This window comes from Saccharopolyspora sp. NPDC047091 (assembly GCF_040643635.1).
Lineage (GTDB): Bacteria > Actinomycetota > Actinomycetes > Mycobacteriales > Pseudonocardiaceae > Saccharopolyspora_C.
This window is the reverse complement of the sequence record NZ_JBEYUS010000029.1, coordinates 1-19707: the sequence shown is the minus strand read 5'-3', so window position 1 is coordinate 19707 and position 19707 is coordinate 1. Positions and strand designations below refer to the sequence as shown.

15 protein-coding genes are annotated in these 19707 nt (G+C 72.6%); 5 read left to right on the top strand and 10 right to left on the bottom strand.

The annotated features are described in order from the left end of the window. Positions 1 to 5: 5 nt before the first annotated feature. From ABZ805_RS14955 to ABZ805_RS14930, 6 genes are all read right to left on the bottom strand, one after another. Positions 6 to 1694, bottom strand: coding sequence for a WXG100 family type VII secretion target (locus ABZ805_RS14955; protein WP_358439711.1), 1689 nt, complete (start codon positions 1692 to 1694; stop codon positions 6 to 8). A gap of 140 nt (positions 1695 to 1834) precedes the next feature. Next, on the bottom strand, positions 1835 to 2551 hold the full coding sequence (locus ABZ805_RS14950) for an endonuclease (protein WP_358439842.1): 717 nt from the start codon (positions 2549 to 2551) through the stop codon (positions 1835 to 1837). A 425-nt stretch (positions 2552 to 2976) separates the two neighbouring features. After that, positions 2977 to 3918, bottom strand: coding sequence for a lipid kinase (locus tag ABZ805_RS14945; protein ID WP_358439709.1), 942 nt, complete (start codon positions 3916 to 3918; stop codon positions 2977 to 2979). A 54-nt stretch (positions 3919 to 3972) separates the two neighbouring features. Next, entirely contained in the window at positions 3973 to 4707 is a 735-nt protein-coding gene (locus ABZ805_RS14940) for a VOC family protein (protein ID WP_358439706.1), read from the bottom strand. Positions 4708 to 4714: 7 nt separating this feature from the next. Continuing rightward, a complete protein-coding gene (locus tag ABZ805_RS14935; protein ID WP_358439704.1) occupies positions 4715 to 5920 on the bottom strand; it encodes a GH25 family lysozyme in 1206 nt (401 codons plus the stop codon). 232 nt (positions 5921 to 6152) lie between these two features. Continuing rightward, on the bottom strand, positions 6153 to 8474 hold the full coding sequence (locus ABZ805_RS14930) for an AAA family ATPase (RefSeq protein ID WP_358439701.1): 2322 nt from the start codon (positions 8472 to 8474) through the stop codon (positions 6153 to 6155). Positions 8475 to 8649: 175 nt separating this feature from the next. Between ABZ805_RS14930 and ABZ805_RS14925 the strand changes: the two genes are divergently transcribed. After that, positions 8650 to 11028: a Tex family protein gene (locus ABZ805_RS14925; RefSeq protein ID WP_358439699.1), complete on the top strand. Its 2379-nt coding sequence runs from the start codon at positions 8650 to 8652 to the stop codon at positions 11026 to 11028. A gap of 478 nt (positions 11029 to 11506) precedes the next feature. Here ABZ805_RS14925 and ABZ805_RS14920 read toward each other — a convergent pair whose 3' ends face one another. The 4 genes from ABZ805_RS14920 to ABZ805_RS14905 form a co-directional block, all read right to left on the bottom strand. Next, the gene (locus ABZ805_RS14920; RefSeq protein WP_358439696.1) at positions 11507 to 12256 is read right to left on the bottom strand and encodes a MerR family transcriptional regulator; all 750 of its coding nucleotides are present in this window, start codon (positions 12254 to 12256) and stop codon (positions 11507 to 11509) included. Positions 12257 to 12367: 111 nt separating this feature from the next. After that, positions 12368 to 13876, bottom strand: a complete 1509-nt coding sequence (locus tag ABZ805_RS14915; RefSeq protein WP_358439840.1) for a tripartite tricarboxylate transporter permease — start codon at positions 13874 to 13876, stop codon at positions 12368 to 12370. A gap of 25 nt (positions 13877 to 13901) precedes the next feature. Next, the gene (locus tag ABZ805_RS14910; RefSeq protein ID WP_358439693.1) at positions 13902 to 14417 is read right to left on the bottom strand and encodes a tripartite tricarboxylate transporter TctB family protein; all 516 of its coding nucleotides are present in this window, start codon (positions 14415 to 14417) and stop codon (positions 13902 to 13904) included. Continuing rightward, a complete protein-coding gene (locus ABZ805_RS14905) occupies positions 14414 to 15400 on the bottom strand; it encodes a tripartite tricarboxylate transporter substrate-binding protein (RefSeq protein WP_358439690.1) in 987 nt (328 codons plus the stop codon). The genes ABZ805_RS14910 and ABZ805_RS14905 overlap by 4 nt, the downstream gene beginning before the upstream one ends. Positions 15401 to 15595: 195 nt before the next feature. Between ABZ805_RS14905 and ABZ805_RS14900 the strand changes: the two genes are divergently transcribed. The 4 genes from ABZ805_RS14900 (at position 15596) to ABZ805_RS14885 (ending at position 19560) form a co-directional block, all read left to right on the top strand. Beyond that, complete coding sequence (locus ABZ805_RS14900) at positions 15596 to 17167, top strand: sensor histidine kinase (protein ID WP_358439688.1); 1572 nt, start codon at positions 15596 to 15598, stop codon at positions 17165 to 17167. Next, positions 17164 to 17844 (top strand): response regulator, encoded by a 681-nt coding sequence (locus ABZ805_RS14895; protein ID WP_358439686.1) that lies wholly within the window; start codon positions 17164 to 17166, stop codon positions 17842 to 17844. Before ABZ805_RS14900 ends, ABZ805_RS14895 begins: the two co-directional genes overlap by 4 nt. 160 nt (positions 17845 to 18004) lie before the next feature. After that, positions 18005 to 18655: a DUF6084 family protein gene (locus ABZ805_RS14890; protein WP_358439684.1), complete on the top strand. Its 651-nt coding sequence runs from the start codon at positions 18005 to 18007 to the stop codon at positions 18653 to 18655. A gap of 38 nt (positions 18656 to 18693) precedes the next feature. After that, positions 18694 to 19560 carry an AIR synthase-related protein gene (locus ABZ805_RS14885; protein WP_358439681.1) on the top strand — a complete coding sequence of 289 codons (867 nt, stop codon included), beginning with the start codon at positions 18694 to 18696 and terminating at the stop codon, positions 19558 to 19560. The last annotated feature ends 147 nt before the right edge of the window (positions 19561 to 19707 follow it).

Genomic DNA, 19707 nt, shown 5'->3' with positions numbered 1-19707 from the left:
CTCACTCACATGCTGAAACCGCGATCGGTCGCCGCCTGCCGGTCCTCCGAACTCGACGAATCCCGCGATTGGTCGTAGCCGTACTTCACGCCCTGCTCGATTCCCTCGTGGACGACCGCGTCGGTGCCCACGTGCGTGGCGGCGACGCCGAGGCTGTGCTCGCCGCTGATACCGACCGCTCCCAATCCCGCCTGAGTCACGTTCGCAGCCAACGCCTGCTCACCCGTGATCGAATCCCGCGCCGGACGCAGATCCCCGCCCCACGTGGTGCGTACATCTCCCCGGCGGTTGATGTCCGCGACCACTGTGCCTTCCGAGTCCCTGCGGTCCTCTCGCATGAACCTGTTTCCGGTAGTCGACGCCATGGAGGGATTTGCTCGCGCTTCCGCCAGCGCATCTTTCGCACTGTCAAGACGATCTTGAGCACCCTCGACCCCTTTGTCCACATCTCGTTGCAGACGCCGGACGGCATCCATCTCCTTCGCTGTGCTCGTGTCCCCCCGGGTGACGATCTTGGCGACCGGGTTTCCGTCGATCTGACGGGCCACCCACCGCTGGGCCGTGTTCCCGTCCCGGAGCCCGTTCATCTTCTCCACCACCTTGCGGAGGGGGCCGCTGCGGAGCTTTTGGAGGAACTCCTCCAGCTTCGTGATCAGGGGCTTCAGCTTGTGGAGGAGTTCGGCGGCCTTGGTGCCGAGGCGGGTGCCGGTGATGGCGACCTGGGAGGCGGTGAGCCCGGAGGCGGCGGCGACGGAGGCGCCCGCGGTGATCCAGGACGCGGCCAGCGCCGCGATCCACTCGATGATGAGGCCCATCACGAGTTCCTGGAGGATGTCCACGATCATCTCGACGCACATGTCGAAGATGTCGGCGGCGAAGTTCAGGACCTGGGCGAGGCCGCGGACCTCTTCGGCGAACGCGGCGGCGCCGCCGGAGAACTCCTCCATCTGCTTGCGGAACGCGTCCCCGGCCTGGCCTTCCCACACGGGTCGGGTGGCGGCGGCGCGCTGCTGCTCCTGCTCACCGAGGCCGTCGACCCAGTCGGCGACCTGCTCCCAGCCCTTGCCGGTGCTGCGCATCTGGTCCGGGTCGCCGACCAGCGGTTCGATGCCCCACTCGACCAGCGGGCTGATCACCAGGGAGATGAGGAAGCCGAGTCCGTTGTCCACGAACGCCTGGCCGGGGCTGAGCGCCATGTCCAGCTGTTCCATGCGGGCGTTGACGGTGGCGATGGCGACGTCCGGCGGGTTGTCGGCGCGGGCCAGGTCGTTGCTGGTGGACACCGCGGACGAGCCGTACTCGGCGGTCCGCCCCATGTAGCTGCGGCCGGGCCCGCCCGCGCCGTTGACCTCGCCGAGCGAGGCTGGGCCGCCGCCGGAGACCCGCATCCCGCTGAGGTCGATCTTGCCCAGGTCGTCGGCCTGGGTCTGGTCCATGTCCTGGTAGTCCTGGGCGCAGTCCTGCACGGCCTGCGAGATGTGGCTCATGAACCCGCCGGCCTGCGCGGCCAGGTCGCGGCACTCCTCCAGGGAGTCGAAGTAGTGGAACGCCAGCAGCTCGCCGATCGGGCCGAAGCAGTCGTCGCTGACCCGCGCCTGCTCCAGCACCGCGGACAGCTGGTCCAAGTGCTCCGACACGCCCTGGGAGCCTTGGCTGTGCGCCGACAGCGCCTCCGGTGCGACGTTCAAGGTCACGGTCGTCCCCCCAGGACTCGAAGCGGTGCGCCCACCACCGATCAGTGGTGGCGATACTACTGCGACGATCTCGAGCCCTGGTCCGTTCCCGCCGATCCGGTCGGCCGGAGGCGGAGCTCACCGCCTCCGGCCGCGCGGGATCAGCCCCAGATGTCGGCCGCCCACTCCGGGTGGTCGACGAACGGGTTCCGGTTGTGCTGGAACTGGTCGAAGATGACCTCGTTGCGGTTCTTCTCGAAGTCGTCCGGCGGGTCCTGGGCGTTCCACTCCAGCAGCACCGACTGGCGGCCCATCGCGGGCGCGCTGCCGTTGTCCACCTGGTCGTTGAGCTCCAGGTCGGGGGCGCCGTCCTCGCCTTCGTAGCGCACCGCCATGTACATGATCATGCGGGCGACGTCGCCCTTGACCTCGTCGCGGGGCTCGAAGGAGTCGTCGTCGGTGAAGTTCCCCTCGGCCTCGTCGACCGGGCTGCCGCCCATGTCGAAGTCCTTGTTGCCGCGCGCCGAGTTGACCGACACGTCGGTGGGGCGCAGGTGGTGCACGTCGGTCCCCGGGCCGGGGGACGTGCCGAAGTCGCCGTGCGACTTCGCCCAGGTGTGCTCCCGGTTCCACTGGTCGGCGCCGCCGCCGTTGGTGTCCTTGCCCTGCGAGCGGCCGGAGTACAGCAGGATCACGTTGTCCGGGTTCGCCGGGTCCTGGTCGGTGACCTTCAGCGCGTCCCACACCTCGTCGTAGGTGAGCTGGTCGTTGGTGCTGATGATGTCGTTGAGCGCGGCCTTCAGCTCCGGGCCGGTCTTGCCCAGCGCCGGTTCGTAGTAGGAGTCGTCCGCGGCCACCGGGCGGTCGGCGCCGCCCAGGTCGATCGGCGCGGCGGAAGCGGGCAGCGGCAGCGCCACGGCCAGCGGCAGCACGCCTGCCAGCGCGAAGCGTTTCCAACGGGTCTGCAGCACGAGCGCGGTCCTCTCCCGGAAAGAGCGGCGCCGTCCGCGCACTGATGAATTCACGAGGGCGCCGCAGAACACGGTCAAGGCCGAATTCTGGCACGCGGATCAGCGCCGCCGGGTGCGGCGTTCGGCGCAATCACACGTCCGCCGAATGACCCAATCGCACCGAGAACGCCAGCTCAGACCAGGCTCGGACCAGCGGGAACGGGAAAACCGTTGAATTTCGCCGACCAGAATTCAGGAACGGTCTTCCGGCGCGTGAACCATTCGCGCCGGAATTCCGCGAAATACGGAAACAGCGGCGTTCGGGTGATGCTCGAAAATGCGGGACCGCGGTTTCAGCCGCCGTCGGTCCACGTCGGCGGAGCCACCACGTGCAGCGCGTTGCGGGCCACCGAGAACCGCTGCGGCGTGTTCGCCACCAGCTCGCCGTCCACGTTGATCGGCAGCTCCTCGTCGGTGTTCACCACGACCGAGCCGGTGCGCACGTGCGTCACCAGCGAGCTGTCCGTCGTGCTGCCGGTGCGCAGCTCGCGGGCCATCGACAGCAGCCGCAGCGGACTGCCGTTGCGCAGCACCGACACGTCCAGCATCGCGTCGTCGATGCCCGCGTCCGCCGCCGCCAGCTGGCCGCCGCCGAAGTAGCGGCCGTTGGCCACCGAGATCTGCAGCAGGCCGTCGAGCCGCATCGTCTCGTGGTCGCCGTCCGGGAACTCCAGGGTCGCCGCGAACGGCCGGTGCCTGCGCAGCGCCCGCGCCGTCGCCACCGGGTACGCCAGCGGACCCACCCTGCGCTTCAGCAGCGGCGACATGTGCTGGGCGACCGCGGCGCCGAGTCCCGCCGAGGCCCGGTTGACGTAGAAGTTCCCGCCGCAGCGCCCCAGGTCCACGTCCACCACGTGGCCGCGCGCGATGGTGCGGCAGGCGCCGTCCAGGTCAGCCGGGATGTGCATGGTGCGGGCGAAGTCGTTGGCCGTGCCCAGCGGCAGCAGGCCCATCGGCACCTCGCGGTGCGCCAGCACGTCCACCACCGAGCTGACCGTGCCGTCACCACCACCGAGCACGATCAGGTCGTGCCCGTCCTCGACGGCGCCCTCCACGACCTCCACCAACCGGGAGGCGTCCCGCAGGGGGTGCACCGCGTGCAGCGGCACGTCCAGCGCGCGCAGCAGGTCCTCGGCGTGCGAGCAGGCGCGTGCTCCGGACCGCGATTGCGCGTTGACGATCAGGGCAGCCTTGGTGACGTGGCCGTCGTAGCGGATGGTTCCTCCTCCGGTCACCCGAAGGCTACCGGCGGAGTGCCCGCGCCCGGTCGTCGCCGCTGGTGAGGACGCTCACGCCGGTTGGATCAGCTCCACGGTGGTCCCGTCCTGGTCCCGCACGTACGCGAAGCGCGTCCCGGCGCGCGGCCCCTCGGCCATCGTCTGCGGCGAGCCCGCGGGCTCCCAGCCCGACTCGGCCGCCGCCGCGAGCAGCGCGTCGATGTCGTCCACCCGCAAGGCGAGGTGCTGCGCGCCCACGTCGCACGGGCGCGAGCGCACGCGGGCGCGGTCCGCGGGGGCGTTGTACTGCAGCAGCTCGATGCGGTGGCCGGGGACGACGACCACCGCCAGGTCGATGTCCGCGCCCGGCACGCCGGTGACCTGGGCGGCGAACTCGCCGGTGAGGCGCCCGCGGCGGGCCGGCTCGAAGCCGGCCGCATCGGAACTCCAGCGAGCGGTCCAGGTCGGCGACGGTGATGCCGGTGTGGTCGGCGGCGGTGACGCGGAAGGACACGGCCCCGTCCTGCGACGGCCCGGCCGCCCGCGAGGTGCGGGGGCCGGGCCCTCGAGCGGGTGCGGCGGGTTTTCCCGGTCCGGACGTGCGGCGGCCCCCGCCCGCGGGGGATGCGGGCGGGGGCCGGGTCGGGGTCCGGAGCCTCGGGGCGGCGCCGGGTTCTTCGGAAGGCCGTTCCCTCTCCAGGTGGCCTGGTCCCGGGTGGCCGTGCGGCGGAGTTCTCGGGGTGGCCGCGCGGCCGGGGTCTTCAGGTGGGGGACTGCGGTGCGGGCCGCTCGGAGTGCGGCCCGCACCGTGGGATCAGCCCGCCAGCTTCTTCAGGTCGCCGACGCTGCCCTGGAAGTGGTTCTGGTCGACCGAACCGTTCACGCCGGAGACGCTGCCGTCCTCGGTGTACTGCCAGAAGTTCCAGTCCTTGAAGCCCTGGGGCACGGTCGGCTCGTCGACGCCGTAGGAGGCCAGCCACAGCGGGTGGTCCGAGTAGCTGTCGGTGCCGCCCATGCACTCGTTCCAGAACGACGGGTTGGCGTAGATGATCGGGTCACTGCCGGTCGCGGACTTCACCTTGTCCGTGAAGGTGTCGGTCCACTTGTGCATCTCGGGGACGGACAGGCCGTAGCAGCCACCACCGGACGGGTCGACCTCCAGGTCCAGCACCGGAGGCAGGCTCTTGCCGTCCTTCTGGTAGTCGGCGACCTGCAGCAGCTTGTCGGCCTGCGCCTCGGCGGACTCGTCGGGGCGGGCGAAGTGGTACGGCGCGGCCAGCAGGCCGGCGTCCTTCGCACCGTGGTACTGCTCGGCGTACTTCGGGCTGGTGAAGTCGGTGCCGTCGGTGGCGAGCACGAACGTGAAGTTCTGCCCGGACGCGGCGACCTTCTTCCAGTCCACCGAACCGTTGTGGTTCGAGACGTCGATGCCCTTGGCGGGCGGACCGGGCACCGGGCCCGAGTCCTCGGAGTCGGAGTCGTCGTCGGGGGTCTCGTCGAACAGGCCGGCGGAGTTCTGCCCGCCCTGCTGGGACGCCGCGGGGATGTCGTCCACGTGCGCGGCGGTGCGGACGTCGTCGTGCGAACCGGTGCTCACGCTGAGCACCGCGACGCCCACCACGCCCAGCGCGGCCAGTCCGGCACCGGCCTTCATGGCCCGCAGCCGCGGCTGCGAGGTGCGGTGCTGCCCGCCGTGGTCCTGCTCGCGGAACTTGGCGGCGGCGCGGTCGGCCCACGGGCCGACGGTCTCCTCGACGCGGCGACCGGCGGTGGAGTTCCGCGCCTTGCTCAGCAGCGGCAGCACCGCCAGCCACAGCCGGCGCAGCAGCGGCAGGATCTTCTGCCAGACCTGGTGGGCGTAGGGCCGCACCCGGTCCACACCGGAACGCACCGCGCGGTCGGCGCCCAATGCCGTGTCCCGCCATGCGTTGCTGTTCGCCGAAGCGGGCTGCGTCGTCTCGGGGGTCTGGTTCTCGGGGGTCGGGGTCTCGGGGTTCTCGTGTCGATCGGGGGGTGTCACGTGGACCCACACTCCGGAACGGAGCGTGTACGTGCATCGCGGTTTCTACGTAGGGAGGTACCTGGTTCCGGTTCTCCAGGCCACCGCGACCCCTCCGATCCGTCACCCGCGGTGCACATTCCCGGGGTAGCCGGAGAGGTGGCTCACTTCCGGGGGAACCGGCGGGCCGGGGGCGCGATGCCGTCCGGGGCCGCGGGTTCGCGCGGGGCGCCGTCACCCTAACGGACGACGGCTAGGACGAACGGCGCCGGACCCAGGCCGCGAGCTCGTCCCGGTCGGCGAAGCCGAGCCGCTCCAGCACCTGCTCGGCCTCCACCTCCCCGGCGAGGGGTTCCACGCCGAGCCGCTCGGCGATCTCCGCCGCGGGCGTCCCGGCCGCGAGCAGCACCGCCGTCTCCACCTCCCGCGGGGACAGCGCGCCCGCGTTCGCCCCGGACGGCACCGACTCCGGCCGGGACCCGCTCTCGCCGAGCGCGTAGGCGACCATCTCCGACAGCTCCCACTCCGCACCCTCGCGGCTGGCGGCCCGGAACTCCTCCTCGCCGAGGACCTGCCAGGACCAGGCCATCGCCACCGCGTCGTAGTCGTCGAAGTACACCGAGTCGCCCATCTCGCCGCCGTTGGCCTTGCGCAGCGCCTTCGAGGCGCCCATCAGCCGCGCCGCCCGCCGCGGCTGGCCCGCGGCGGCGGCGCACCAGGACAGCACCTCCAGGTAGACGCCGAGCCCGGCCAGGTCGTGGGCCAGCTGCTGCAACCGGATCGCCTGCTGGATCAGCAGCGACGCCTCCCGCGGGTCGCCGCCGCGCCACCGGTGCAGGGACACCACCCACAGCACGTAGCTCTTCGTCCACGGCGCCCCGAACGTCTCGCACAGCCGCAGGCACTCGGCCGCCGACTCGGCCCCGCGCGGGTCGTGCCGGTAGAACCCGAGGCAGGCCAGCAGGATCATCGCGTTGGTGTAACCGAACAGGTTCCCGGTGGCGGTGTGGCCGATCGCGGAGCGCTCCAGGTACCAGGCCGCCTCGTCCAGCCGCCCGCGGAGCATCACCGCCATGCCGCGGGTCCCGTCCACCCTGGCCTGCAGCCCGCGGTCCCCGATCCGCTCGGCGAGCCGGACCGCCTCGGTCAGCGCCGCCTCCGCCGCGTCGAGGTCGGTCAGGTTCAACGCCAGGAACGCCGCCGTGGACAGGCAGTCGGCGCGTTCGGCCACCGGCTCCGGCACCGCCGCCACCGAGCTCCACAGCCACTCGTAGCCCTCCCGCAACGCGTTGCCGGAGAACCAGAACGACCACAGCTTCGCCGCGGTCGCCGCCGCCACTCGCGCCCGGTCCGGGTCGGCGAGGTCGTGCTCCAGGACCAGCCGCAGGTTCGGGTGCAGGTGGATCATGTGGTGGATCCACTCCAGCTGCCGCGGCCCGAACACCTCGTTGCTGTAGCGGTCGGCGAGGTCGTGCAGGTAGGCGGCGTGCCGGGCGCGGACGACGGCCTCCTCCCCGTCGGCGTGCAGCCGGGCCAGGCCGAACTCCCGGATGCTGTCGAACATGCGGTAGTAGTCGGTGCGCGCCATCTCGTCGTGCTCGCGCACCACCACCGATTTCGACACCAGCACGTCCAGCGACTCGTCGACGTCCGCGGCGGTGAGCCGCTCGTCGCCGCACACCTCGCGGACGGCGGCCGCGTCCCACTCGCCGACGAAGCAGGACAGCCGCGCCCACAGCAGCTGCTCGCGCGGAGTGCACAGCCCGAAGCTCCAGCCGATGGACTCCTCCAGCGCCTCGTCCCTGGACGGCTGGTCCCCGCTGGTGAGCAGCGCGAACCGGTCGTCGAGGCGGTCCAGCACCTCCGCGGGCGTGGAGTCGCCGAGCTGGGCGGCGGCGAGCTCGATGGCCAGCGGCATCCCGTCCAGCCTGCGGCAGATCCGCACCACCGCGTCCCGGTTGCCCTCGTCGAGGCCGAACCCGGGCACGACGGCGGCGGCCCGGTCGGTGAACAGGCTGACGGCGTCGGCGAACACGTCGCCGTAGGCGCGGTCGGGCGCATCGTCCTCGGCGGGCAGCGACAGCGGCGCCACCGGCAGCACCAGCTCCCCCGCCACGCCCAGCGCCTGCCTGCTGGTGGCCAGCACGTGCACGTCCTCGTGCTCGGTGAGCAGCCTGCGCGCCAGCCGGGCCGCCGCGCCGAGCACGTGGTCGCAGTCGTCGAGGATGATCAGCACCCGCTCGCCGCGGAGCCGGGACACCAGGTCCTCGGCGGGGTTGCCCGGGCCGGGCCTGCCGCCGAGCGCGGCGGCGACGGTCTGCGGCAGCAGCGCCGGGTCCTGCACGTCGGAGAGCGCGACCAGCACCACCCCGTCCGGGTAGGCGCGGCGCAGCTTGCGCGCGAGGCGCAGCGCCAGCCTGCTCTTGCCGACCCCGGCCGGGCCGGTGAGCGTGAGCAGCCGCCCCGAGTACATCTGCCTGCGAGCTTCGGCGAGTTCCCGGCGCCTGCCGATGAAGCTCGTCGTCTCGGGAGGCAGCCGTCCCCGCGAGCCGCGCGTGACGTCCGCAGCGTCCACGTGCCCACCTCCCGCAACCGAGCGTAGGCCCCCGCGGGCCACCGCACCGGGTGCGGAACCGCAGGCCACGGGCCGTGCCGACACGCCGAAGCGCGCACCGGGCGAGCTTGATCGGGACGTCGGGCAGAATGCACGGACGGTTCTGGGCGGAGATCAGGAGAGGTGTCGGGACATCGTGACGACGGCTGTGCATCAGAGGATCGCCGAGGAGATCGGCGTGCGGGAGCGGCAGGTCGAGGCCGCCGTCAGCCTGCTCGACGGCGGCGCCACGGTGCCGTTCGTCGCGCGGTACCGCAAGGAGGCCACCGACGGGCTCGACGACGCGCAGCTGCGCACCCTGGAAGAACGGCTGCGCTACCTGCGCGAGCTGGAGGAGCGGCGCAGCACGGTGCTGGAGTCGATCCGCTCGCAGGGCAAGCTCGGCGCCGAGCTGGAGGCCCGCATCAACGCGGCCGACTCCAAGGCCCGCTTGGAGGACATCTACCTGCCGTACAAGCCGAAGCGGCGCACCAAGGGCCAGATCGCGCGGGAGGCCGGGCTCGAACCGCTCGCCGACCTGCTGCTGTCGGACCCCGGGCAGGACCCGCGGGAACGCGCCGCCGAGTACGTCGACGCCGACAAGGGCGTGGCCGACGCGGGCGCGGCGCTGGAGGGCGCCCGGGCGATCCTCGTGGAGCGCTTCTCCGAGGACGCCGACCTGGTGGGCGAGCTGCGCGAGCGCATGTGGTCCCGCGGCCGGGTGACCTCGCGGGTCCGCGAGGGCAAGGCGGACGAGGGCGCGAAGTTCGCCGACTACTTCGAGTTCGACGAGCCGTTCGAGCAGCTGCCCTCGCACCGCATCCTGGCGCTGTTCCGCGGGGAGAAGGAGGAGGTCCTCGACCTCGGCCTCGAACCCGACGACGGCAGCGAGCAGGAGGGCCCGACCCCGTACGAGCGGGAGATCGCGCGGCGCTTCGAGATCGCCGACCGGGGCAGGCCCGCGGACCGCTGGCTCGGCGAGGTGGTCCGCTGGGCGTGGCGCACCCGCATCCTCACCCACCTGGGCATCGACCTGCGGCTGCGGCTGCGGCAGGCCGCCGAGGACGAGGCGGTGCGGGTGTTCGCGGCGAACCTGCGGGACCTGCTGCTGGCCGCCCCGGCGGGCACCCGCGCCACGATGGGCCTGGACCCGGGCTTCCGCACCGGGGTGAAGGTCGCCGTGGTCGACGGCACCGGCAAGCTGGTGGCCACCGACACCATCTACCCGCACCAGCCGCAGCAGCGCTGGGACCAGGCGCTGGCCTCGTTGGAGAAGCTGGCCCGCGCGCACGGCGTGGACCTGATCGCCATCGGCAACGGCACCGCGTCCCGCGAGACGGACCGGCTCGCCGCCGACCTGATCAAGCGGCAGCCGGACCTGGGCCTGACGAAGATCTCGGTGTCTGAGGCGGGCGCCTCGGTGTACTCGGCCTCCGCCTACGCGTCCCGGGAGCTGCCGGAGCTGGACGTCTCGCTGCGCGGCGCGGTGTCCATCGCGCGCCGGTTGCAGGACCCGCTGGCCGAGCTCGTGAAGATCGACCCGAAGTCGATCGGCGTCGGCCAGTACCAGCACGACATCACCGAGACGAAGCTGTCCCGCTCGCTGGACGCGGTGGTGGAGGACTGCGTGAACGCGGTGGGCGTGGACGTCAACACCGCCTCGGTGCCGCTGCTGACCCGGGTGTCCGGCATCGGTGAGGGCCTCGCCGAGAACATCGTGGCGCACCGGGACGGCAACGGGCCGTTCCGCTCCCGCAAGGGGCTCAAGGACGTGGCGCGGCTGGGGCCGAAGGCGTTCGAGCAGTGCGCGGGCTTCCTGCGCATCCCGGACGGCGACGACCCGCTCGACTCCTCCAGCGTGCACCCCGAGTCCTACCCGGTGGTGCGGCGCATCCTGGAGGCGACCGGGGCGGAGCTGGGCGCGGTGATCGGCAACGAGCGGGTGCTGCGCGGCATCAAGCCCACCGACTTCGTCGACGACTCGGTGGGGCTGCCGACCGTCACCGACATCCTCTCCGAGCTGGAGAAGCCGGGCCGCGACCCGCGTCCCACGTTCCAGACGGCGACCTTCGCCGACGGCGTGGAGAAGATCGGCGACCTGCAACCGGGGATGCGGCTGGAGGGCGTCGTGACGAACGTGGCCGCGTTCGGCGCGTTCGTGGACGTCGGGGTGCACCAGGACGGCCTGGTGCACGTGTCGGCGATGTCGAAGAACTTCGTCAACGACCCGCACGACGTGGTGAAGTCCGGCGACGTGGTGAAGGTGAAGGTCCTCGACGTGGACGTCCCGCGGAAGCGGATCTCGCTGACGCTGCGGCTGGACGACGAGGTCGGCGCCGAGCGCGGCCAGGGCTCCGGCGGCCAGGGCTCCGGCGAGCGCCGCGGCGGTCGTCCCGGTGGCGGTGGCGGCAAGAACGGCGGCAACGGCCGCGGCGGCGGTGGCGGTAAGGGCGGCGGCCAGCGCAAGCGCGACTCGGCCCCGGCCGGCGGCGCCATGGCGGACGCGCTGCGCCGCGCAGGCTTCAACAACCGCTGAGCGGACCGCCCCTCCGCGCCAGGTGCGGGTCGGAGCCGGTGGCGGGACTTCACTGCTGAACCGGCCCGACGGGTCTTGTCGGTTTCCCGTCAGCGGCGAAGCCGCTGAGCCGACGACCACGCCGCCGGCCCGCACCGCCGCGGGTTCTCAGCGGCTTCCTCGCGAGGACGGCGATGTCGCCGTGTGCCGGACGCACAGCGGACATCGATCCCGCAGCGAGGAAGCCGCTGAGGTTCCGCCACCCGAGCACTACGCGGCAGCAACAGCGAGACAGGCAGTCAGCGGGTCCCCCCGCGGCGGGATCGTCCTCATCGGTGGCGGAGAGCCACCGGTGAGCACGGCGGCCTCGCGGGGGAACCGCTGAGCAGCCGCGGTCGATCGGGCGGCTCCGCCACCGGCAGGACGACGGCACGGCCGGCCGCGCGGGTGCACCGGTGCGCGAGGCCGTGCTGCCCCGCAGCGCACGACGCCCCGGGGATCACCCCGCTTCGCCGGGGTTCTCCTGGTCCCTGAGCAGGGCGACCAGCCGGTCGCCGAGGATGTCGGGGATGACGCGTTCCGCGGAGCGCGCGGCGGCGGCGTTCAGCGCGGACATCGCCAGCGGCCGCAGCCGCCGCACCACCTCGGTGTAGCGCGCCACCTCGGCGTCGTCCCAGGCCGTGTCGGCCGGTTCGAGGACGTGCGTGCGCACCAGCGACACCAGCGACTCGGACACGTGGTCCACGTCGGCCTGCAGCTGCTCGGCGAGTTCGAGCACCTCGGCGAGCGGCACCCCGAGCCGCACGAGTTCGCTGCCCGCGTCGAGCAGCTGCGGGCTGGGGGCGACGAATCGGGCGCCCCACCGCTCCAGCAGGTTCAGCTCGATGGCGCGGCGGATGTTCTGCTGGTTGAGCTGGCCGCGGAACATCTCGCGCAGCTGCGACAGCGAGTAGACCCGCGGCGACTGCTCCGCCCAGGACTCCCCCATGACCTCTTCGAGGCCGAGCACCTCGGCGAGGCTGCGTCCCGATTCCCACGCCGACAGCATTTCGCGGATCTGCGCGAACGCGTAGCCGCGCCCCAGCATGTTGATGATCATCCGGAGGCGCACCAGGTGCGCGTCGGAGTAGATCGCCAGCCGCCCTTCGCGGCGCGGCGCGGGCAGCAGCTCCCGGTCCTGGTAGACCCGCACGTTGCGCACCGTCGTTCCCGCGGCGCGGGCCAGGTCGTCGATCCGGTATTCGGCCACCCGCCGGAGTGTAGTTCGTCCGGTGATCATTCGGGGGCGGGTGACGGAGGTCCGCGCGGCCGGGGGTGCGGCGCGGACCTCCGTCCGGGAGCGGAGGTCGTTCGGGGGGCGTCAGACCTCCGCTCGCTCCTCCTCCCGCTCGCCGTCCTGCTCAGCCGCTCGGCGGCGGGGCAGGAGGCGGGCGAGCAGCGGCCACACCAGGATCAGCACGACCACGGTGTAGACCGCGATGGAGAACGGGGTGTTGATCAGACCGGTGACCTGACCGTCACTGATCTGCAACGCGCGCCGCATCTGCTGCTCGGCCGTCGGCCCCAGGATCACCGCGATGATCGCGGGCAGCACCGGCAACCCGTAGCGGCGCATCGCGAACCCGATGAGCCCGATGATGAACAGCACCAGCAGGTCCAGCGAGGACCCGCCGACGGCGTACGCGCCGATGCTGGCGAAGAACAGGATGCCCGCGTACAGGTAGGGCCGCGGGATCTGCAGCAGCTTCGCCCACACCGGTGCCAGCGGCAGGTTCAGCACCAGCAGCAGCACCGAGCCGATGAACATGCTCGCGATCAGCGCCCACACCAGGTCCGATTCGCGCTGGAACAGCAGCGGACCCGGCTGGATGCCGTACTGCTGGAACGCGGCGAGCATGACCGCGGCGACGGCCGTGGTGGGCAGGCCGAGGGTGAGCATCGAGACCATGGTCCCGGCGGCGGAGGCGCTGGCGGTGGCCTCCGGACCGGCGACGCCCTCGATGGCGCCCTTGCCGAACTCGTGCCTGTTGCGGGACAACCGCTTCTCGGTGACGTAGGACAGGAAGGTGGGGATCTCGGCGCCGCCGGCGGGGATCGCGCCGAACGGGAAGCCGATCAGCGGCCCGCGCAGCCACGGCTTCCAGGAGCGCCGCAGGTCCTCCTTGCCGAGCCACGGCCGCCCCACCGGGATCGGTTTGCCGGAGGTGTGGCGCAGGTGCGCGGCCACCCACAGCGACTCGCCGATGGCGAACAGCCCGACGGCGACGATGACCACGTCGATGCCGTCGGCCAGCGACAGCAGCCCGAAGGTGAGCCGCTGCTGCCCGGTCATCTCGTCCAGCCCGATCAGCCCGATGGTGAGCCCGATCAGCAGCGAGGCGAACCCGCGGATGCGGGAGTTGCCGAGCACCGAGGTGACCGCGATGAACGCGAGCACCATCACCGCCAGGTAGTCCGGCGCCCCGATGTTCACCGCCGCCGAGGCGACCGTGGGCGCGAGCAGGGTGAGCAGCGTGATGCCGATGAGCGCGCCGATGAAGTGCCCGATGGCGGCGGCGGCCAGCGCCTGCGATCCGCGGCCCTTGCGGGCCATCGGGTTGCCTTCCATCGCGGCGACGACGGCGGCGCTCTCCCCCGGCGTGTTCAGCAGGATGGAGGTGGTGGAGCCACCGAACATGCCGCCGAAGTAGATGCCGGCGAACATGATGAACGCTCCGGTCGGTTCCAGCGCGTAGGTGACGGGCAGCAGCAGCGCCACCGCCATCGCCGGCCCGATGCCGGGCAGCACGCCGATCGCGGTGCCCAGCAGCACGCCGAGCGCGGCCCACACCAGGTTCATCGGGGTCAGCGCGGTCGCGAACCCCTGCATCAGCAGGTCGAACGAGGATTCCACTTCACAGCACCCCCATCAGCGGTCCGCCCGGCAGGGGCACCCCGAGCAGCTGGTCGAACACGACGTAGGTGGCGACGGAGAGCACCGCGGAGATCAGCGGGTCGCGCACCGGGTTCCGGCTGCCCAGCGCGTACGCCGAGCCCCAGAACAGGATCATCCCGGACAACGGGAATCCGATGATGTTGATCAGCACGGCGTTGGCGAGGAACGCGGCGGTCAGCAGCAGCACGGTCCGCCAGTCGCTGGGCGCGTCCAGGTCGACGTCCTCGCCCGTCTCCGCCGAGCCGCGCCCGCCGCGGAGCACGTCGCGGGCCAGCAGCGCGGCCACGACGAGCAGCAGCCCGCCGACGAGGAACGGCACCGTCTTCGGGCCGATCGGGCCGCGCTGGGTGAAGTCGGTGGCGATGGTGGCGGCGTCGACGAGCACGACGACGCCGAGCGCGGCCAGCAGCACGCAGATGCCGAGTTCGGAGTGGTCCTTGAGCCACTGCCTGCGGGAGGTTCCGGTGGTGTTCATGCCAGCCCCAACTCCTCCAGCACCGAGACGACGCGGTCGTTCTCCTGCTCCAGGAACCCGCCGAACTCCGGGCCCGGCTGGAACGCGGGCGTCCACCCGTTGCGGCGCATCGCCTCCTGCCACTCCGGGGAGTCGTTGAGCCGGGTGAACAGGCCGACGAGCTTCGCACGGTCCACTTCGGACAGATCGGGCGGCGCGACGATGCCGCGCCAGTTGGTGAACAGCACGTCCAGCCCGGCTTCGCGCAGCGTCGGCGCGTCCACCCCGGGCAGCCGGTCCGGGCCGGTCACCGCGAGCACCCGCAGCTCCCCGGCCTCGATCTGGTCCCGGTACTCGCCGATGCCGGAGACGCCGAAGTCGACCTTGCCGCCGAGCACCGAGGCCAGCAGCTCACCGCCACCGTCGAACGGCACGTAGTTGACCTGCTTCGGGCTGAGCCCGATGGCCTTGGCGATGAGCATCGGCGCCAGGTGGTCGGGTCCGCCGGGCGAGGAACCGCCGCCGACGGGCGTCTGCCCGGGATCGCGCTTCCAGTCCGAGACGAGCTGGTCGAACGTGCGGTACGGCGAATCCTTCGCGACGACGACCACTTCGGGTTCTTCGACGAGCTTCGCGACCGGCGTGGTGTCCTGCAGGGACACCGGCGAGTGGTTGGTGTAGACGCTGCCGACGACGCCGAGGCCCATGGACATGGCGAGCTTGCCGTTGCCCCGCTCGCCGACGACGCGGCCGAGGCCGACGGTGCCACCCGCGCCGGGCAGGTTGAACACCTCGACGTTGCCGTTGAGCTTCGCGTCCTCCATCGCCTTCACGGCGGTGCGGGCGGTGATGTCGTAGCCGCCGCCCGGCGAGTTCGGCACCAGCATTCGCAGGCCGCGGATCTGCTGCTCGGTCTCGTCGCCGGAGCCGGTGCTCACCAGCGGTGGCACCAGCAGCACGAGCAGCAGGGAAGCGACCACGGACAGCGCGCTGCGCAGGCGCACGGCGATCCCGCCTCTCCGTTGTGGTGGGAAGTGACCCGGATCATGCTGCACTGCGGGGTGCGCGCTGTCGTCCTTGCGAACCTAACGGTGGTTGTGTTCGTTGTGTCACCGATTCGAAGCCACCCTTCCACCCGCCCGCGCAGGTCAGCGGGTTAGCGTCGGTCGGACCACGCGACGCGGCGAGGGAGGTGGGGCATGCGCGGGCCGCTTTCGCGCCAGCTGCTCGGCTGGCAGCTGGCGATCATCCTGGTGCTGCTGGCCTCGGTCGCGGTGTTCTCGGTGTCGCAGTCCAACGCCGCGTTCCGCACCACCGAGGGCAGGCGGATGCTGTCGGTCGCCGAAGACCTCGCCGCGACCGGCGGGGTGCGGCTGAGCCTCCAGGACCCGGTGAACCGGGACGCGCTGCCGATCTTCGCGGAGAGCGCCCGCAGCCTCTCCGGTGCCGACCAGGTGATCATCGCCGATGGCCGGGGCGTGGTGCTGACCTCGCCCGATCCCGGTCAGCGCGGGCAGCCGCTGCCGATGGGCGAGAGCACCGCGCTGCGCGGCCGGGCCTGGGTCGGGGACGTGCGCGGCGCCGACGGCGTCGAATCGCTGGTGGCGCACGTGCCGGTGATCGGCGACGACGCCCGGATCATCGGCGTCGTCGCGGCCGGGCGCGAAACCCCCGATCTCTTCGCGGGCATCCGCCGCGCGCCCGGTGATCCGCTGGTGCTGCTGGCGTTCGCGACGTTCCTGGCCGTGGCCGGGTCGATCCTGCTGGCGCGACGGGTGAAGCACCAGACGCTCGGCCTGGAACCGCAGGAGATCACGCGGCTGGTGGAGCACCGGGAGGCGATGCTGCACGGCATCCGCGAAGGCGTGCTCGGCGTGGACCAGCAGGACCGGATCACGCTGGTGAACGACCAGGCCCGGGAACTGCTGTCGCTGCCCGCGGACTGCGTCGGCAGCCGCATCGACGCGCTGGACCTCAACGACCGGGCGCGGGACGTGCTCACCGGCCGCACCTCCGGCGTCGACCAGATCGTGCTGCGCCGCGGACGCGTGGTGGTGCTGAACCGGATGCCGATCTCCACCGTCGGCGCGGTGATCACCATGCGGGATCGGACGGAACTGGTGGACCTGCGGGAAGAACTGGCCGCGCACCGCACCACCACCGACACGCTGCGCGCGCAGGCCCACGAGTTCAGCAACCGGCTGCACACCATCTCCGGACTGCTCGAACTCGGCGAGCACGACGAGCTCGCGCGGTTCGTGGACCGGATCAGCCACCGCCGCGGCCAGTGGCAGGCGGAGGTGTCCTCCCGCATCGCCGACCCGGCGACCGCGGCGCTGCTGATCGCGAAGGCCAGCCTCGCCGCCGAACGCGGGGTGGGGCTGCGGCTGAGCGAGGGCAGCGCGCTCGGCGAGCTCGACGAACAGCTGTCCGCGGACGTGACCACGGTGCTGGGGAACCTGGTGGACAACGCGCTGGACGCCGTCGACGGCGCCTCCGGCGACGACCGGATCGAGGTGGACCTGCGGCACGCGGGCGACGTGGTGACGCTGGTGGTGCGGGATTCCGGGCCCGGCGTGGCGCCGGAGATCGTCGAGGAGGTCTTCCGGCACGGCTTCAGCACGAAGGCCGCCCGGGACGGCGACCGCGGGCTCGGCCTGGCGCTGACCCGGCGGATCTGCCGCCGCCGCGGCGGCTCGGTGCAGGTCCGCAACGAGCACGGCGCCGTGTTCACCGCGCGGCTGCCGCTGGACGCGGAGGTGACCGGGTGATCACGGTGCTGGTCGTCGACGACGACTTCATGGTCGCGAAGATCCACAGCGGCTACGTGGAGCGGGTGCCCGGCTTCGGCGTGGTCGGCGTCGCGCACTCCGGCGCGGAGGCGCTGCGCGAAGTGGAGCGGCTGCGGCCCGACCTGGTGCTGCTCGACATCTACCTGCCCGACGTGGACGGGCTGAGCGTGCTGCGCTCGATGCGCACCGGGGCGCGGCCGTCCACCGAACCGGACGTGCTGGTGATCAGCGCCGCGCACGACCTGGACACCGTCCGCGGGGCGGTGCGCGGCGGAGCGCTGCACTACCTGATCAAACCGTTCAGCTCCGATGCGCTGCGCGAGCAGCTGGAGCACTTCCGGGCGCTGCACGATCGGATCAGCGAACTGCCAGGGGACGCCCCGGCGGCGCAGCAGGACGTGGACCGGCTCTTCGGCGTCCCGCCGCGGCCCGCGACGACGCCGAAGGGGCTGGCGAGCGAGACGGCGGGCGTCGTGGAACGGGTGCTGCGCGAAGCGGCGGACGACCTGTCGGCGACCGAGTGCGCCGCGCTGGCCGAGCTGTCCCGGGTGTCGGCGCGCAAGTACCTGGAGCACTTCGTGGACACCGGCCGCGCCGAGGTGCGGCTGCGCTACGGCGGCACCGGCCGCCCGGAACGCCGCTACCGCTGGCGGTGATCAGACCGGGCGGCCCGGCGAACCCGCGGCGCGGTCGTCCTCGTCCGGGTTCGCCCGGTGGCGGGGCCTGCGTTGCAGGGGTGCGTCCGGCGGTCGACACTGCGGCGTGGCCGAGGCGCTGGGAGGTTTCCGGGATGACGCTCACCGAAGCGGGCGCGGCATGACCGCGGCCCCCGAAGACCTGCCCGAGGCCGCCACCGGGCCCGCACCGGAACCGGTGTTCACCGTGCTCGGCGCCGAACCGATCCGCTCCGGCGCGGGGCCCGCGCTGCGGTTCCTGCTGGGCGTGGAGGCACCGCCGGAGGTCCGGGTCCGCTCGATCAGCCTGGTCGCGGCGCTGCGGATCGTCCCGGCCCGGCGCCGCTACGACACCGCGGAGGCGATCCGGCTGACCGAGGTCTTCGGCGCACCCGAGCGGTGGTCGACGACGATGCGCGCGTTGCCGTGGAGTCGGACGAGCACCGTCGTCGGCCCGTTCCGCGGGAACACCGGTGCCGCGCTGCCGGTGGCGTGCGACGCGGACGCGGTGGCCGCCCAGTACTTCCACGCGGTGCGGGACGGGGAGGTGCCGCTGGAATTCCGGTTCGGCGGCACGCTGTTCTACCTCGGCGCGGGCGGGGCGCTGCACGCGGCGCGGCTGTCCCGGGCCGGGGTGGCCGGGTTCGCGCTGCCCGCCGCGCTGTGGCACGCCGCGGTCGCCGGGCCGCCGCGGCGCAGGCTCCCCCGGCCCCGCCTCCACGAGCACCGGGCGCGGCCGCAGCGGGCGGCGACGCTGGACGAGCTGCTCGGGCGGCCGGAGCCGCCGCGGTGACGGGCGGCGGCGAACGCGTCCTGGTCCGAGGCGGACCGGTGCGGTCGGTCGCGACCGCCGGAGCGGTGTTGCGGGCGGAGTTCCGCGGTGCGCCGCCCACCCAGCCGCCCGGCGGCCTGGTGCTGGTGACCGATTCGTTCGCCTGCTCGCCGCTGTTCTTCCCCGGCGGGACGATCGGTGATCTCGCGGTCTCCGGCACGGTGAACGCGCTCGCGGTCTCCGGCGCGGTGCCGCACCACCTGTCGGTGCGGTTCACCGTCGAAGCCGGTTTCCCGGCCGGTGACCTGCGGCGGGTGGCGCGGTCGATGGTGACGGCGGCCGAGGCGGCGGGCGTGCCGGTGGCGGTCGACGGGGTGTCGGTCGTCCGGCGCGGCCGGGTGCGCGGCTGCGCGATCGACACGACCGGGGTGGGCGCGGGCGGCGGAGCGCACCGGCTGGGTGCCGGCCGCGCCCGGCCGGGAGATGCGGTGCTGGTGAGCGGGCCGGTCGGGGAGCACGGCCTCGCGGTCGCGCTCGGCGCGGACGTCGTCTCGGACGTCGCGCCGCTGACCGGGCTGGCCTCGGCCGTGCTGGCGGTGCCCGGAGTCCGGGCGCTGCGCGAGGTGACCGGCGGCGGGGTGGCCGCGGCGCTGGACGAGATCGCCCGGGCCGCCTCGGTGCGGGTGCTGCTGGACCACTCGGCGGTGCCGGTGACCCCGGAGGTGCGCCGGGCTGCCGACCACTTCGGCATCGACCCGCTGCACGCGGCCTGCGCGGGCTGCCTCCTCGCCGTCGTGGACCACGCCCACGCGACGACCGCCCGCACCGCCCTCCGCGCCCACCCCCGAGGCACCACCGCAAGCCCGATAGCCCACCTGGCCCCGCACACCCCCGCAGACCACAACGAACAACCCCGAACCACCTGACCAGCAGACCAGCAGACCAGCAGACCAGTTGATCAGTTGATCAGTTGATCCCCTCAGCGGCGAAGCCGCTGACCAGAAACCACCAAAGACACCGGCACCGCCGCGGGTTCTCAGCGCTTTCCTCGCGAGGACAGCGTTTTCTCCTGT

Coding starts and splice junctions, on each gene's coding strand:
- ABZ805_RS14915 (WP_358439840.1), bottom strand. CDS start 13,876: ATGCAGGGGTTCGCGACCGCGCTGACCCCGATGAACCTGGTGTGGGCC.
- ABZ805_RS14910 (WP_358439693.1), bottom strand. CDS start 14,417: ATGAACACCACCGGAACCTCCCGCAGGCAGTGGCTCAAGGACCACTCC.
- ABZ805_RS14900 (WP_358439688.1), top strand. CDS start 15,596: ATGCGCGGGCCGCTTTCGCGCCAGCTGCTCGGCTGGCAGCTGGCGATC.
- ABZ805_RS14890 (WP_358439684.1), top strand. CDS start 18,005: ATGACCGCGGCCCCCGAAGACCTGCCCGAGGCCGCCACCGGGCCCGCA.